The organism is Methylobacterium brachiatum (assembly GCF_020523825.1).
In the GTDB taxonomy this organism is placed as follows: Bacteria; Pseudomonadota; Alphaproteobacteria; order Rhizobiales; family Beijerinckiaceae; genus Methylobacterium; species Methylobacterium brachiatum.
In genome coordinates, this window is record NZ_JAJALK010000004.1 from 423,206 (window position 1) to 437,197 (window position 13,992).

Sequence of the window (13,992 nt, forward strand, 5' to 3'; positions counted from 1 at the left end):
GGCCTGAAGGCTTATAAAGGGTTGTTCGCGCCAGAGGCCAGAATGGTGACATCGAGCCTTCAACCCGACCAGCAGCCAGACCTATGGAGCGAGCATGCCGACGCTTACGAGGCCGTCTTCGAGCCCCTGACCGACCGTTTCGCGCAAGCCGCCGTCGCCGCCCTTGGCCTGGCACCGGGCCAGCGCTGCCTCGACGTGGCCGCGGGCGCCGGCGGCGCGGCCCTGATGGCCGCACGAGAAGGGGCCACCGTCCTGGCCATCGATGCGGCGCCGGGCATGGTGGACCGCATCCGATTGCGAGCCATGAGGAGCGGGCTGCCGGTCGAGGCGGCATCGATGGATGCGCAGGCCCTCGCCCTGGATGACGGAAGCTTCGACGCAGCCCTATCAATCTTCGGCATCATCCTGTGTCCGGACCCGGTGCGTGCGCTCAAGGAGGCGGCCAGGTTGGTCCGGCCCGGCGGGAAAATCGCCATCGTGACCTGGACGGAGCCGCAGAACTACGAACTCATCACCCGGCTGCTGGCCGCCATCGCAGCGGTGCGCGGACCGCAGCCTTCCCTTCCGGGCACCCCGGCCCAGCTTCGCTTCAGCGATGACGCCGCCTTCCGCACCCTGTTCGGGTCCGCGAGCTTGGAGGTGGATGGCATCACGCGGATCGAGGCCGCGCTCGAAGCGCCTTCGGCCCTCTGGCTCTCCGAGAGACTGGACTTCGCTCCGGGCATCGCGGCCTTGCTGGCGGCCCAGGGCGAGGATCGAGCGGCGGTCCTCGCACGCTTCGTCACGGACCTGGAGCGCGACCAGGGCCAGGGACCCGTCGCCCTGCGTGCCATAGCTTTCCTCGGTGTCGCCTGCGCCCCTCCGGTAAATTCGGCAACCCGCCCGTAACCGCCGGATCGGCACCGACGAACGCCCTCCGTGATTTGCGGCCAAGCTGATTGCGTGGCCTTATCGCACCGTCCGGAGCTGCCGGCGGTAGACCCGTATGTGCTACGCCAGGAATGAAGCTGCGCATTGGCTGCGGCGGATCAAGCAGGGATAGTTGGATGCTCGGATTGAAGCAGATATGGCCGGTCCTCGCGACGGTCGGCTACGTCCTCGGCTGCGGTCCGGTTCAGGCGCAGGATAGAGAAATGCCCGTCTTCGTGTTCACGGGCATCCCCGATCAGGACGAAAGCCGTCTCGTCGAGCGCTTCGGCAAGGTCGCCGGTTATCTCGAAGGCAAGCTCGGCGTACCGGTCAAGTACATCCCGGTGAAGAACTATCCGGCGGCCGTCACGGCCTTCACGAACGGGCAGGTCCAGCTCGCCTGGTTCGGCGGGTTCACGGGCGTCCAGGCCCGCAAGGCGGTCCCCGGCTCGCAGGCAATCGCCCAGGGTGCCGAGGATGCCGCCTTCAAAACCTATTTCATCGCCAATACCAAGACGGGTCTCGTCAAATCCCAGGACTTTCCGAAGGATGTCGCCGGCAAGACGTTCAGCTTCGGTTCCCGCGCCTCGACCTCGGGCCGCCTGATGCCGGAGCACTTCATCCGGGAAGCGTTTCCCGGCAAGACGCCGGAGGAGATCTTCTCCCGCGTGGGATTCTCGGGCGATCACAGCCGCACGATCCAACTCGTCCAGTCCGGCGCCTTCGAGGTCGGGGCGGTCGATTACTCGGTCTGGGATCTGGAAAGCAAGGCCGGCAAGGTCGAGGGCAAGGACGTCACAGTGATCTGGGAAAGCCCGACCTTCCCCGACTACCAGTGGACGGTGCGAGGCGATGTGGACAAGACCTACGGCGCCGGCTTCACCGAGACGCTGAAGCAGGCGCTTCTCGGCATCACCGACCCTGCCATCCTCGCGCCTTTCGCCCGAACGAAGTTCATCTCCGCGACGAACGCCGACTATGAACCCGTGGAACGCGTCGCGAAATCGACTGGGTTGCTAGATTGACGGCGCGCCAGTGACAACGCCCGCCATCGTCCTTGCCGATGCCCACGCGGCCTACGGCGGGACCACCGTTCTTTCCGGGATCGACCTGACCATCCGGACCGGCGAACGCGTGGCGCTGATGGGACGGTCGGGGTCCGGCAAGTCTACGCTGCTCGCCCTCATCCACGCGCAGGTCTCGCGTGACGCGGCGCTGATCCCACAAGCGAGTGCCCTCGTGCGCACGCTTTCGGTGTTCCACAACGTCTACATGGGCCGTCTCGACCGGCGCTCGACCCTTCACAACCTGCGCACCCTAGCCTTTCCGGCCCGCGCGGACGTATCCGAGGTCGCCGAGGTGCTCGGGCGGGTCGGGATGGCCGACGCCCTCCACGCCAAGGCGGGTGCGCTCTCCGGCGGCCAACAGCAGCGTGTCTCGGTTGCGCGCGCCCTCTACAACGGGCGGCCGATCCTGATCGGTGACGAGCCGGTCTCGGCACTGGACCAGGCGCAGGGCGGATCGGTTCTGGCCCGCCTCGCCGAGCGGCACGAGACACTGATCCTCGCGCTGCACGATATCGCGCTGGCCCTCGCCCATGCCGACCGCATCGTGGTGCTCGACGGCGGCCGCATCGTCCTCGACCGACCCACCCGCGACCTCGATGCGGATGCCCTCGCTCCGTTCTATCGGGCGGCTGCATGAGCGCGCGACTGGGCACCTTCGGCTACGGGGCCATCAGCCGCTTGTTCTTCGCCCTCGCGCTTGCGGCCTTGCTTGTGGCCGACCTCGCCGTGACGAGCCTGCATCCGTGGGCGGATTTGCGGCGCCTGCTCGACGGTTTGGTTCGCCCGGATCTACTCTCAGTCGAAGTCTGGAGCGTCGTCTACACGGTCGCGTTCGCCGTGCTCGGCGTCGGCCTCGGCGCGGGCACCGGCTTCCTGCTGGCGATCCCGTTCGCGCGGTCGCGGTTCGTGCGGGTCGTCTGCACGGGCTTGCGGTCCGTGCACGAGCTGTTCTGGGCGTTGCTCCTGATGCAGGTCTTCGGCCTCTCGGCAACCACCGGCATCCTCGCCATCGCGCTGCCCTATGCCGGGATTTGCGCCAAGGTCTATTCCGAGATCATCGAGGAGGCCGACCTCGCCGCCTTGCGCGTTCTGCCGGACGGGACCGGCGCGCTCTCCGCCTTCGCCTACGCGCGCCTGCCCGACGTCGCCTCGGCCTTCCGAAACTACACGCTTTACCGTCTCGAATGCGCCATGCGCTCGACGCTGATCCTCGGCTTCATCGGTCTGCCGACGATGGGATTTTACCTGGAATCGGCTTTCCGCCAGGGTCGCTACGCGGAGGCCGGCGCACTGCTCCTCGTCTTCTACGCGCTGATCGGCTCGCGCCGGCTCTGGGTTCGCACGGCGACGCTGCCATTCCTCGCGGTCGGAAGCTTCCTCGTCCTGCCCCAAACCGTGGGCTCGACGAACATCGGCGCGAGCCTCGTTCGCTTCTTCACCCATGACATCGTCCCTGCCCCCCTACGCGCGGCAAGCCTGCTCGATGTCGAGACATGGATGCGTCTCGGCCGGTGGTTCGGGCCGATCCTGACGCAGCAGATCCTGCCGGGCGCCGCGCAGACGCTGATCCTCTCGCAGATCGCCCTGGTCGCGACCGCCATCGGCGCGCTCCTGCTGTTTCCGCTCGTCTCTCGGCGATTTGCCGGGCCTATCGGCCATCCGCTCGGTCGCGTTATTCTCGTCGTCGTGCGCTCGACGCCGGAATACATGCTCGCCTACGTGCTGCTCCAGGTCCTCGGCCCCTCGATGCTGCCGGCCATCCTGGCCCTCACCATCCACAACTCGGGCATCATCGGCTACCTCATGGGCCGTCACGCCGATGCCCTGAGCTACCGTGCCGACGCGCCCTCGGGCCTCGACCTCTACGCCTACGAGACCGTGCCGCGGCTCTACGGGCAGTTCCTTGCCTACCTGCTGTACCGCTGGGAGCTGATCCTGCGCGAGAGCGCGATCTTTGGCATCCTCGGTGTCACGACGCTCGGCTACTACGTGGACGCCGCGATCGCCGAGCTACGCCTCGATGTCGCCGTCGTGCTCATCGTCGCGACCGCCTTGATGGCCGCCGGGGTCGATGCCCTGTCACGGTTCCTTCGCAGGGCGCTGCGCATCAATGACCTGCCAACACGGCTCTCGACCGAGGGCAGCGATGTCGACCGGCGCTGCGACGGGCTAGGTGCCACCGCACCCCTCAAGGCGGAAGGGTGCCTTCCGGCACGCGGTTCGACGTAACGCGCGATGGACGGCCCGCGAACGAAGGGCATCTCCACGCATCGGCCTCCAACCCAGACAGAAGGAACAGCCCCATGCGCACCGATCCGTTCTACGACACCTGGCTGTTCCTCAGCGGGCAGCACGGGGACCAGATGGCGTTGGGCGTCTGGCGGTGGCTCGTCGTCGCACTCTTCATCGGGCTGATCCTGACGAGCATCCTAATCGCAGCTCGGGAATGGGTTGCCGATCCACTTCAGCGCAACGGCCGGGACCTCACCATGTGGTTCCTGCGCTGCCTCGTCGGAGGGATGTGGTTCCAGAACATGCTCTGGAAGCTGCCCTTCCTCTCGACCGAGAACGGTCTCTTCTATTGGACCGGCGAGGAAGTGAAGAACGCCGCCTTCCAGTGGCATCGCGACCTGGTCCAGCACGTGCTCCTGCCGCTGCCCAATTTTTACGTCCTCGACGTCCTGGTCTTCCTGACCGAGCTCGCCTTCGCGGTTTCGCTCATCCTGGGGCTTGGCGTGCGCGTCATCGGCGTGATCGGGGTCCTGTTCGTCGCGCAGCTCTGGCTCGGCCTCTACCTTCATCCCATGGAATGGCCCTGGACCTACGTCTTCCTGGCGGGCCTCATGGGTCTGTTCAGCGTCTTCGGCGCTGGCCGCAGTCTCGGCCTCGACGGCGACCTGCGCCGACGCTACCCACCCGACATGACAAACGGCGCCATCGGCGCGTTCGTGCGACTGGCGACCTGAGCACACCCTCACGTGCTTGCGGACCGCTCCCGCGAGAGTTCACGGGCCAACCGAAGGAACGTCGTGGCGATGACCCAGGCCGCCCGCATCGACACGCGCCAATCGCCCGAGACCTTCGAGACTCCGCCCCGTCGCGGCCGCTGGCCGACCGCAACCTCCTCGCAGCGCAAGCCGCCGGCGGCGGCACGCATGAGCATTTCCAGATTCCAACCGTAGGTTTCGTCGCGCATCCCGAGCCGGTCCAGCGCGTCGCGGCGGATCGCACGGAAGGGCGACATGTCCGTGAAGCTTGCCCCGTAGGCGAGGTGCAGGAGCCCGCCGGCGAGGCGACCGGCCACGATCTGGGGCAGGCTCATCGCACCGGGCTCACGGTCACCGCGCACACGTGAACCGTGGACGAAATCGGCCCGGCCCGCACGGATCGGCCCGATCAAGAGCGGCGCCCGGTCGATCCGGTCGCTGCCATCGCCGTCGACGAAGAGGAGAATGCCGGCATCCGGACGCGCAACGGCGATGCCGGCCTGGATCGCCCGGCCGTAGCCGCGACGCCGCTCGGCGACGACCCTCGCGCCGGCAGCCTCCGCCAATTGGCAGGTCGCGTCCCGCGAGCCGCCATCGACGACGACGACCTCATCCGCTCCGTTCGCCAGCAGGCCGGCCACGACCTCGCCGATGGCGGCCTCCTCGTTCAGGCACGGGACGATGGCCGAGACCACCGCCATGTCTCGTTGCGGCCGGATCTGGCCGCTCATAGGCTCCAGCGCATACCGCAGCTGCCGCAGGCCTGAGGCGGCTTGTCCGACAGGAGCGCTTCGCGGAAATCGACGTAGGCGGCGCCGTTCCAGATCTCGCGCAGGGACTGCTGGGTGGCGTCACCCAGTGTGTAATTTTCGTAGCCGCGCTGCGAGAAGGGGGCGATGCAGCACGGGAGCGCCCGGCCGTTGGCGGTGAAGTACATTACGTTCCACGGCCGTCGGCAGAGCGACCAGGGCGAGCCGTCGTCCTTACGCTTCAGGCTCATGCCGGGCTCGCTCGCCGCGCCCGACGCGGAGAAGGTGAGCCCGAGCTCTCGGGCGGTGGCCTCCGCCTCTTCGAGGATACCGGCTTCCTCACGGTCCATGCGCTCGTAGAGGGCCTGGTCGGGCCGGGCCATACCGATGGCCTCGTCCTCGAAGTAGACGAGGCGCTGAAGGTACACCTCCTTGACGCCGGTCTCGGCCGCGACCCGCACGAAGGCGGGAAGCTCGTGCAGGGTCTCCTTCAGGCCCGTGAGCCAAGCCGAGACGCGGGGTTTGGCATGGCCCTCCCGCTCCTGCATGGCTCGGAAGGCGCGGACGTTCTTGAGGATGCGTTCGAAGTAATCCTTGCCGCGGACCGCGAGGTAGGAGGCGCGGGTCGAGGCGTCGAGGGAAACGCGCAGCTCGTCGAGGCCGGCCTCGATTAGCGCGCGGCCGTTCTTCTCCGAGAGCACGGTGCCGTTGGTGTTGAAGAGGACGTAGGTGCCGCGATCCTTGAGATAGCGGACCATCCGCGGCAGGTTTTTGACCAGCATCGGCTCGCCGACCCCGTGGAGGACCGCGCGCGCTAAGTTGGGGACCTGGTCGACGATGGACGTGAACAGCTCCCAGCTCATGTCGGCGGGGGGCTCCAGCTCCACGTAGGTGCGCGGGCAGGTCGTGCAGAGGAGATTGCAGCGGTTTGTCACTTCCAGGTAGAGACAGACCGGCGGCCGCTCGGCCTCCCGGCTCACCGCCTCAGGCGCGGCCTCGTGGTAGCGACGGGGATCGAGGGCTAGCAGGATGCCTTGCGTGGCAGCGGTCATTGCGGCGATTCCTTCCGGCCAGCGGGCGATCGAACGCGGGAGGCCACGGCTGCCGCGGCGACGAGGCCGGCGAGGATGGCGGAGCGGACATCGTAGGACGGCACCGTATCGACCACCTTGTAAAGCATGAAGCCACCGACCGTGAGGACCCATCCGGGCCATGACCCGACGAGCGCCAGGAAGGGCACCGCGATCAGGAAATACCAAGGGAATTCGGGCGAAAACAGAAAGAGTAACGTCAGCACCATGAGATTGATGTCGCCCAGGCTTCGTGCCGGCGTGCGCTCCTGCCGGAACCCGGCTCGCAGCGCTAATCCCCCAAGCGTCGCGAGTGAGAGAGCCACATAGACCGCCGTGTCATACCTCCACTCCCCGACGGATTCCCGGAACAGTCGCAGAAGCGTGAAGCCCCAGCCTGAGGCGAGCCCCTCCTCCTGAACATATCCCGTGGTCAGGAAGCCGAAGACCCCCCAGCCGACCGAGAGGTAAGGCAGATATGCCGACGCGATCAGGGCCGGGACGAGTAGAATCATTCGCCAATCCCATGGACGCCACAGCGCCGGCATCACGATCAGGGCGAACGGCTTCACCATGGCTGCGAACGTGACGGCGGCGGTTCCCAGATATCTTCGTTGGGCAGCAAGGGTGAGCCAGAGCCCGAGCATGACCAGCGCGACCATCAGCCCATCGACATGGCCCTGGCTCGCGATCTCCCAGATGGTCAGAGGGTGCCAAACGTAGGCCGCCAACCGCGTCGCTGGCCGGCGCAGCCGCCGCAGCAGGGCGAGAATTGCCAACACCGTGACGACCTCGCAGGCGACGAGCCCCAACTTGATCGCAAGGGCGCTTTCCGAGACCCGCGTGACGAGCGCGAAGAACGCCTGTGCCACCGGCGGGTAGATGGTCACCGCGTAGTCCGCGCGATTGATGAAGGGGTAGACGGCCTCGTCGCGCAGGAAGGTGAGGGCCGGATCGGCCGGGACGTAGCGATAGGGATTAATGCCGGCGCCTTGGACCATCCCGTCCCAGACGTAGCGAAAGATGTCGGTCGAGAGGAGCGGTGGAGCGGGAAGCGCGATGAGGCGCATGGCGAGGCCGACGATTACGATGATGGCAACGGCCCGGCGCTCGTCAACGCCCTCGATCCGTGCCGCCGATGCCGCCAAGATCCCTGTCGGGATAGCGGTCAGTAGGAAGGCGGTGTCGCCTAGACCCTGCAGCGTCGGCATGCCGAGCGCGACGAGGATCGTCGCGGTTATGCCCATCATGGAGAGCCGCCACGCAGGTCCCATCACACGGGCATTCCGGCAAGCAGCGTCCGCGTCGCCAAGGCCGGTCCGCCGATAAGGTCAGGCAAGGCGAATGGAAGGGCGCTGCCGGTAATCTCGTCGCGAAGGTACTGTAGGGTCAGCGCATCGTCGATGTCATACCAGATCGGCAACGTCTCGACCGCCAAGGCGATGGATGCCGCCCGCTCCAAGGTCAAACGAAACACATCGGACGTACTCCATGGGATATCCGCGAAAAGTTCAGGGTGATCCCGCTTGACGCCTATCAACGTGTAGCCGCCGTCCGTGGCCGGGCCGAGGACCACGCGATCGCCGTCTCGACGTAGCGCCTCTACCGCTTGGGCCAGAAGCGCCGGGGGAAGAGTCGGGGAATCCGAATTGATCAGCACCACCGCATCGTGATCCGGCGAGGTCAGGAGCCTGCGCGCAGCCGTTGCCAGAACCTTTCCGAAGTCGGCGCCTTCCTGCAGCAAAAGTCGGAACGAGGTGGGCAACAAGCCTTGAAGCTCGACCTCCGCACCACTCGGCGCATAGACCCCATATCCCTGGCAGCCGAGAGGGACATGCATCGCCGCTATCGTGTCGGCAACGTCGCGAAGGAAGCAGCCGGACAACGCGGCCGCTTGTTCCGCACCGATGACGGCCGCCAGTCGTGTCTTGGTATGACCGGGACGTGGGGCCTTGCACATGATGCCAAGAGCTATCGTCATGGCTTCCTCGCGCACGCGCGGGCCATCAGGCGATCCGGAAGTGCACCTGATCGCTCAGGATCGGGGATGCGATGACGAGCGAGTTTTTGATTTCCATTGTCAGCCGAAAGCGCTTTATCCGTCTTTAAAGAGGAGGCGACACTCACAGGGGTTCCGATCCACGATAGCGCGCGAACATGATCCGCACCACTGGGCCAAATAGCACGACGTCGTAGGTGTCGGGCTCCATCCCCTCGACGTCCATGCCGGGGGAGCCTGAGGGCATGCCCGGAACTGCCAGCCCGGTGCCCTGGGGCTTCTCGGCGAACAGGCGCTTGATCGCACCGGCTGGGACGTGCCCCTCGATGACGTAGCCGCCGACCTGCGCCGTGTGGCAGGAGGCGAGGTCCCGCGGCACGCCGAGGCGGACCTTGAGCGGGTTCACGGGCCCCTCGGTCACCGCCACGGTGAACCCGCTTTCGCGAAGGTGGGCGATCCACTTCTCGCAGCACCCGCAGGTCGGGTCCTTGGTCACCGCGACCGTCGTCAGGTCTTGAGCGAGGGCATGGCGCCCAAATGCGGTCGATGCTGCTAGGCCCAGAACCACGGCGCGTCGGGTCATCCACATCGTCTCGTTCATGGTCGATCTCCCGGTCTCATTCCGCCGCCAATGACAAATTTCGATGTTTGAAGGATTCCATCGAACTATCGAATTACGCGAGCCGTCAGCCTTTCACCCAAGCCATAGACCGCCGGGATCACCACCAGGGTTAGGACTGTCGACGAGACCATGCCGCCAATCATCGGGACCGCGATCCGCTGCATGACCTCGGAGCCTGAGCCAGTGCTCCACAGGATGGGTAGGAGCCCAGCCATGATGGCAACCTGAGAAGGGTCCGGCCTCGGTGACCGCGGTGCCGCGACGACTGCATGGTTGGCCCGATCCGTCCCGGCCATCGAAACTTCGCATTAAAAAAGAAATCGCGGTCCAAATAATTTTCTTTATAACGAAATTCTCTTTCATTCTTTCGCTTTGAAGAAAAAAGTTGCGATGGACGGATTTTCGTTATGATGAAAAAGAGAGTGGGGAGGTTTTCGCTATGGAGGAAAGTCTCTTCAGCGACGACACCATGGCGCTGCAGTTCGGGAGACGAAGAAACCCCTTCGTCATGGGGCTCGGCAAGTTCCGCGACGCCGCGACGGCCATCGGCTTCGATTCGGGGCTCCTCGAAAGGGAGGTGAGGGTCACTGTCGGGAAGGCCCTGGATCGATGGCCGGATACGCTCCGGGACATGCCCATCCCCCCTTCCATGAAGCGGACCCTGCTCGACCGGCTACCCCGCTTGCGTCTCGTGCAGGAGGTGCGACCCGGGTTCAAGCACGGCACGTCGTTCGACGAGGACGACGTGCCGCCCCAGCGCTGAAGACATGCCCGGCCTACCCCGGGGCGACGAGGTGCTGCCCCTGGAAAATGGGCTTAACCCGGCAAGCATCCGTCGACGACCCGCACGGTGCTTCGCCCGTTGCCGCGCCGCTCGACGCGCACCTGGACGGCGATGCGATCGATCATCGCGGCCACGTGGGTGATGACCCCGACCCTGCGTCCCTGGCCCTGCAGGGTCTCAAGTGCGTCGACGGCGATGTCCAGCGTCTCGGCATCCAATGAGCCGAACCCCTCGTCGATGAAGAGGGTGTCGACGAAGGCCTGCCGTCCTTCCAGGCCGGAGAGCGCCAGCGCCAGGGCGAGCGCAACTAGGAAGCGCTCGCCGCCCGAGAGGCTGCGGGTGCCGCGCAGCTCGTCGCCCATGTCGCGGTCGAGGACGTGCAACGCGAGGTCGGCGTCCTGACCGCGAACCAGGGCGTAGCGTGGGCTCAGGATGCGGAGTTGTTCGTTCGCGAGATGCGCCAGGTGCTCCAGCGTGACCCCTTGCGCGAAGCGTCGGAACCGATCGCCGTTCGCGGAGCCCACGGCGGCATCGACCATCTCCCACCCGTCGAGACCCTCGCGCGCGGTCGCGATCTCGCGCGAAAGGTCCGCGGACTTGCCGCAGGCATCGTCGTCGCGGGCGAGCTCGGCGTCGAGTGCGCCCCTGCGCCGTTGATGGGTGGCGATGAGCCCGGCGACCGCGACGGCGGCGGCCTCCGTGCCGGGTACGTCGACGGGCGGGAGGCAGCGCAGCGCGTCGAGGTCCGTGCGACGGGCGGCCAATCCCGCCTCGGCTGCCTCGTGCGCCCGAAGCAACCGGTCCCGCGCCTCGCGCAGGGCCGTGAGGGCCTCCGGGGGCACCGCCAGGAGGTCGAGCACGGTATCGGGTTCACGGAGGCCGCATTTCGCCAGGAACCGACCCTGCGCCTCCGCCAGGACGTTCCGGGCGCGTCGGTGTTGGGCATCGGCATGCTCCGCGGAGCCCGTGGCCGTCGCATGGAGCGCGGCGGCGATACCGGACGCCTCAAGCCCCATCCGGTGGTTCTCGCGGGCCACGTAGCGGTCTGACGTGATGCGGGCACGATGGCTGTCCGTGGGTTCGCCCCCGAGAAGCCCGGCCCGGTCCCGCCGGGCATCCCCGAGCGCCGTCGCCCGATCGTCGGCGGCCCGTACCGCCGTTTCCCGAAGGCCCGTGGCGGTGGCCTCGGCCTCGATCGCCACGGCCCTGTCGGGCACGAGGTCGTTCAACGCCGCAACGAGGTCGTGGTGGTTCTCCCGTGCCGCGCGGTAGGCGGCCCCGAGCTCGGCGATGCGACGGGCCGTGCCGTCGGGATTGCGGGCGAGGTGCGCCTCGTCGAGGCCGGCGGGGGCGAGGATCGGTCCGAGCTCGCGGACGATGGATTCGACGCGGGTGATCGCCGCCGCGGCCCGGGTCCGTTCGCGTTCGGCGGCGAGGGCCGCGGCCTGACGCGGGGCGGCTTCCGCCAGGACGACCCGGTCCGCGGCGGCGATCACGCCCTCTGCGACCGCGATGGCCTTCCCCTCGACGCGGATCTCGGCGGACAAGGCACGCGCCCGTTCGAGCTTCGCGGCAAGCAACGCGCGCAGGCCTGCCGTGGCCTCGGCGATCGACCCCAGGTGATCGACGGCCCCGGACCCCAACGCGTCCGGCGGCTCCCACATCCCGGCCCGGACGCATGCCGCCGCGAGGTCGGGACGGTGTCCGGCATAGGCTTCGGCGCAGCTTAGGAGGATCACCCCTGCCTGTGCATCCTCCCGTGCGGCGCCCTCGAAACGTGCCGATGCGTCGGCCCATGCGGTCGCGGCGACGGTGATGGCCCGACCGGCGCCGGCCAGTTCGGCGTCGATCTCGAACCGCCGTCCGCGCATGGTCTCGGCCAGAAGGGTCAGGGCGTCAGACCCGTGCCCCCCGTCGATGGGATGTTCCGTCGAGCCGCAGACCGGGCAGGGTTGGCCATGGACCAGGACGCTTCGCAGGTTCGCGGCCTCGACCGATGCGCCGCGTTCTGCAAGGTCCGCCATCGCCGCGATCTCCGCCCGGGCACGGGTAGCCACGCGGAGGGTGGTTTCAGCCTCGATGCGTCGCGCCTCGGCTGCCTCGCGCAGCGCGCCGGCATCGGCTTGGCTCGCGCGTGCGCGGGCCTGTTCGGCCCAGGCCCGGTCGTGTCGCCGTGCCAGGTCGGAGACGAGGGTCATGCGCTCCATAAGGCTCCGGAGATGGGCATCGACCGCCTCCGTGCCGTCGACGTCGAACGCGCGATATTCCTCTTCGCGGATGGCGCGTTCGGCGATGTGCCCGTCGCGGGTCTCGCGGGCCGAGGTCGCCCGCTCCCGGGCCGAGGCGGTCGCGGCGTCGGCCTCTTCGATCCGGGTTTCCGCGTCCTTGAGGGCGACGAGGGCGGCATCGCGTTCGAGGGCCAGGGCCTTCCGCTTCTCGAATAGGCCGGCGATCTCGGCCCCCCTGTCAGCGAGTGGCCTCATGGCCACGTCCGCCGCGATCCGCGCGGCCGTCGCATCGCGCGATGCGGACACCGTGTCGTAGGCCTTGTCCAGGTCCAGTCGGCGGGTACGGGCCCCGTCGAGGGTCGTCTTCGCGTCCTCGGCCCTGGCGACGGCCGCGTCCGCCTCGCGGGCGAGTTCCCCGATGCGGGCGTCGAGCGCGTCGGCCGCGCTCCACGTCGGCGTGAAACCGCGGAACGCCGCCTCGCCCGCTTCGTCGGCCGCGCGCGCCATGGCCAATCCCGTGCGGATTTCCGCAAGCGCCAGGCCGGTGGCGTCGACGTCCGCCCGGGCGGTTTCCAGGACGCCTTCGGCCGCAGCGCATTCGGCTTCGGCCGCCGACAGGGCATCGGCGGGGCGCCTGCAGGGTTCGACGGCCTCGATCGCCGCCAACCGCAGGGCATCGTCCCGGCCCTCCGCGACGGCGGAGGCGGCCTGCTCGACCAGCACGGACGCCTCGGCGAACCGCGCCTCGGCCGCCGCCGACCTGCGGGCGTGGTCGAGGGCGGCGACGTGTAAGGCATGCTCGGCCGCGAGCGCCGGCATCGCCGCGTCGATCGCGTCGCGCTCGGCCGTCCTCTCCCCTCGTGCCGCCGCGTCGAGGAGACCGATGGCGTCGCGACGCGCGACGAGGAGAGCGAACGCCGCGCGTCGTTCGTCGGCGCCGGCGCGCACCCGCTTCGAGATCTCCGTGTAGACCTGCGTCCCGGTGATCTTCTCAAGCAGGTCGGCGCGATCCCCTTCGCTCGCGAGCAGGAAGGCGTCGAATTCACCCTGGGCCAGGACCACGGTCCTGCGGAACTGGTCGTATGTCAGGTCGGTCCGGGCGACGACGGCCTCGTTGACCGCGGTCTTGCCGGTGGCGACTGCGGCGCCGTCCCCGATTTGGGACAGGCTTCGGGTCTCGGCCTGCAGGCGCCCGTTGGCCCGGTTCCGGGCTCGGTAGGCCGTCCACCTAGCCCGGTAGGCGACACCGTCCCGGCCTCGGAAGTCGACCTCGGCGAAGCCCTCGCCGGCCCCGCGCCGGAGGATGGCGCGCGGATCGCCGGAGTTGATGGCCTGGCCACCCGGGTCGGGCACGTCCTCGTTGCGTCCGGCGCTCACGCGGGGATACCGGCCGTAGAGGGCGAGGCACAGCGCGTCGAGGATGGTCGACTTGCCGGCGCCGGTCTCCCCGGTGATGGCGAAGATGCCGGTGGCGGCGAGGGGACCGTCGGCGAGATCGATGTCGAACGGTGCGGCGAGGCTCGCGAGGTTCGCGCCGCGTATCGCGAGGATGCGCATCGGTCAGGCCCGGGCTTGCG

At 67.9% G+C, this 13,992-nt stretch carries 12 protein-coding genes and 1 pseudogene; 6 read left to right on the forward strand and 7 right to left on the reverse strand.

Features of this window, described 5'->3' with window-relative positions; translation table 11 throughout:
• Positions 1 to 42 precede the first annotated feature (42 nt).
• The 5 genes from LGR69_RS12070 (at position 43) to LGR69_RS12090 (ending at position 4,942) form a co-directional block, all read left to right on the forward strand.
• Positions 43 to 888, forward strand: a complete 846-nt coding sequence (locus LGR69_RS12070) for a class I SAM-dependent methyltransferase (RefSeq protein WP_066925610.1) — start codon at positions 43 to 45, stop codon at positions 886 to 888.
• 158 nt (positions 889 to 1,046) lie between these two features.
• Complete coding sequence (locus tag LGR69_RS12075) at positions 1,047 to 1,934, forward strand: putative selenate ABC transporter substrate-binding protein (protein WP_082773259.1); 888 nt, start codon at positions 1,047 to 1,049, stop codon at positions 1,932 to 1,934.
• 10 nt (positions 1,935 to 1,944) lie between these two features.
• Positions 1,945 to 2,613, forward strand: coding sequence for an ATP-binding cassette domain-containing protein (locus LGR69_RS12080; protein ID WP_066925616.1), 669 nt, complete (start codon positions 1,945 to 1,947; stop codon positions 2,611 to 2,613).
• Positions 2,610 to 4,205: a PhnE/PtxC family ABC transporter permease gene (locus LGR69_RS12085; protein ID WP_230366168.1), complete on the forward strand. Its 1,596-nt coding sequence runs from the start codon at positions 2,610 to 2,612 to the stop codon at positions 4,203 to 4,205. Before LGR69_RS12080 ends, LGR69_RS12085 begins: the two co-directional genes overlap by 4 nt.
• Positions 4,206 to 4,279: 74 nt before the next feature.
• Positions 4,280 to 4,942, forward strand: a complete 663-nt coding sequence (locus LGR69_RS12090) for a hypothetical protein (protein ID WP_066925619.1) — start codon at positions 4,280 to 4,282, stop codon at positions 4,940 to 4,942.
• A gap of 8 nt (positions 4,943 to 4,950) precedes the next feature.
• On the opposite strand, the gene LGR69_RS12095 is transcribed toward LGR69_RS12090, so the two are convergent.
• The 6 genes and pseudogenes from LGR69_RS12095 to LGR69_RS12120 all read right to left on the reverse strand — a co-directional run.
• Entirely contained in the window at positions 4,951 to 5,694 is a 744-nt protein-coding gene (locus LGR69_RS12095) for a glycosyltransferase family 2 protein (protein ID WP_082773260.1), read from the reverse strand.
• Positions 5,691 to 6,764: a radical SAM/SPASM domain-containing protein gene (locus tag LGR69_RS12100; RefSeq protein WP_066925625.1), complete on the reverse strand. Its 1,074-nt coding sequence runs from the start codon at positions 6,762 to 6,764 to the stop codon at positions 5,691 to 5,693. The genes LGR69_RS12095 and LGR69_RS12100 overlap by 4 nt, the downstream gene beginning before the upstream one ends.
• Positions 6,761 to 8,032, reverse strand: a complete 1,272-nt coding sequence (locus tag LGR69_RS12105) for a glycosyltransferase 87 family protein (RefSeq protein WP_066925628.1) — start codon at positions 8,030 to 8,032, stop codon at positions 6,761 to 6,763. Before LGR69_RS12105 ends, LGR69_RS12100 begins: the two co-directional genes overlap by 4 nt.
• 23 nt (positions 8,033 to 8,055) lie before the next feature.
• Entirely contained in the window at positions 8,056 to 8,778 is a 723-nt protein-coding gene (locus tag LGR69_RS12110) for a TIGR04282 family arsenosugar biosynthesis glycosyltransferase (protein WP_082773261.1), read from the reverse strand.
• 127 nt (positions 8,779 to 8,905) lie between these two features.
• Positions 8,906 to 9,382: a DUF411 domain-containing protein gene (locus tag LGR69_RS12115; protein WP_066925634.1), complete on the reverse strand. Its 477-nt coding sequence runs from the start codon at positions 9,380 to 9,382 to the stop codon at positions 8,906 to 8,908.
• 65 nt (positions 9,383 to 9,447) lie between these two features.
• Positions 9,448 to 9,627 (reverse strand): annotated as a pseudogene (locus LGR69_RS12120) (efflux RND transporter permease subunit); the annotation flags it as partial.
• 215 nt (positions 9,628 to 9,842) lie between these two features.
• Between LGR69_RS12120 and LGR69_RS12125 the strand changes: the two are divergent.
• Positions 9,843 to 10,166, forward strand: coding sequence for a hypothetical protein (locus tag LGR69_RS12125; protein WP_066925637.1), 324 nt, complete (start codon positions 9,843 to 9,845; stop codon positions 10,164 to 10,166).
• A gap of 53 nt (positions 10,167 to 10,219) precedes the next feature.
• Here LGR69_RS12125 and LGR69_RS12130 read toward each other — a convergent pair whose 3' ends face one another.
• Positions 10,220 to 13,972, reverse strand: coding sequence for an AAA family ATPase (locus LGR69_RS12130; protein ID WP_066925640.1), 3,753 nt, complete (start codon positions 13,970 to 13,972; stop codon positions 10,220 to 10,222).
• Positions 13,973 to 13,992 lie beyond the last annotated feature (20 nt).

Bases quoted from the DNA above. Each gene is read 5' to 3' on its own strand.
- LGR69_RS12070 (WP_066925610.1), top strand. From the start codon at position 43: ATGGTGACATCGAGCCTTCAACCCGACCAGCAGCCAGACCTATGGAGC.
- LGR69_RS12075 (WP_082773259.1), top strand. From the start codon at position 1,047: ATGCTCGGATTGAAGCAGATATGGCCGGTCCTCGCGACGGTCGGCTAC.
- LGR69_RS12085 (WP_230366168.1), top strand. From the start codon at position 2,610: ATGAGCGCGCGACTGGGCACCTTCGGCTACGGGGCCATCAGCCGCTTG.
- LGR69_RS12090 (WP_066925619.1), top strand. From the start codon at position 4,280: ATGCGCACCGATCCGTTCTACGACACCTGGCTGTTCCTCAGCGGGCAG.
- LGR69_RS12095 (WP_082773260.1), bottom strand. From the start codon at position 5,694: ATGAGCGGCCAGATCCGGCCGCAACGAGACATGGCGGTGGTCTCGGCC.
- LGR69_RS12100 (WP_066925625.1), bottom strand. From the start codon at position 6,764: ATGACCGCTGCCACGCAAGGCATCCTGCTAGCCCTCGATCCCCGTCGC.
- LGR69_RS12105 (WP_066925628.1), bottom strand. From the start codon at position 8,032: ATGATGGGCATAACCGCGACGATCCTCGTCGCGCTCGGCATGCCGACG.
- LGR69_RS12115 (WP_066925634.1), bottom strand. From the start codon at position 9,382: ATGAACGAGACGATGTGGATGACCCGACGCGCCGTGGTTCTGGGCCTA.
- LGR69_RS12125 (WP_066925637.1), top strand. From the start codon at position 9,843: ATGGAGGAAAGTCTCTTCAGCGACGACACCATGGCGCTGCAGTTCGGG.
- LGR69_RS12130 (WP_066925640.1), bottom strand. From the start codon at position 13,972: ATGCGCATCCTCGCGATACGCGGCGCGAACCTCGCGAGCCTCGCCGCA.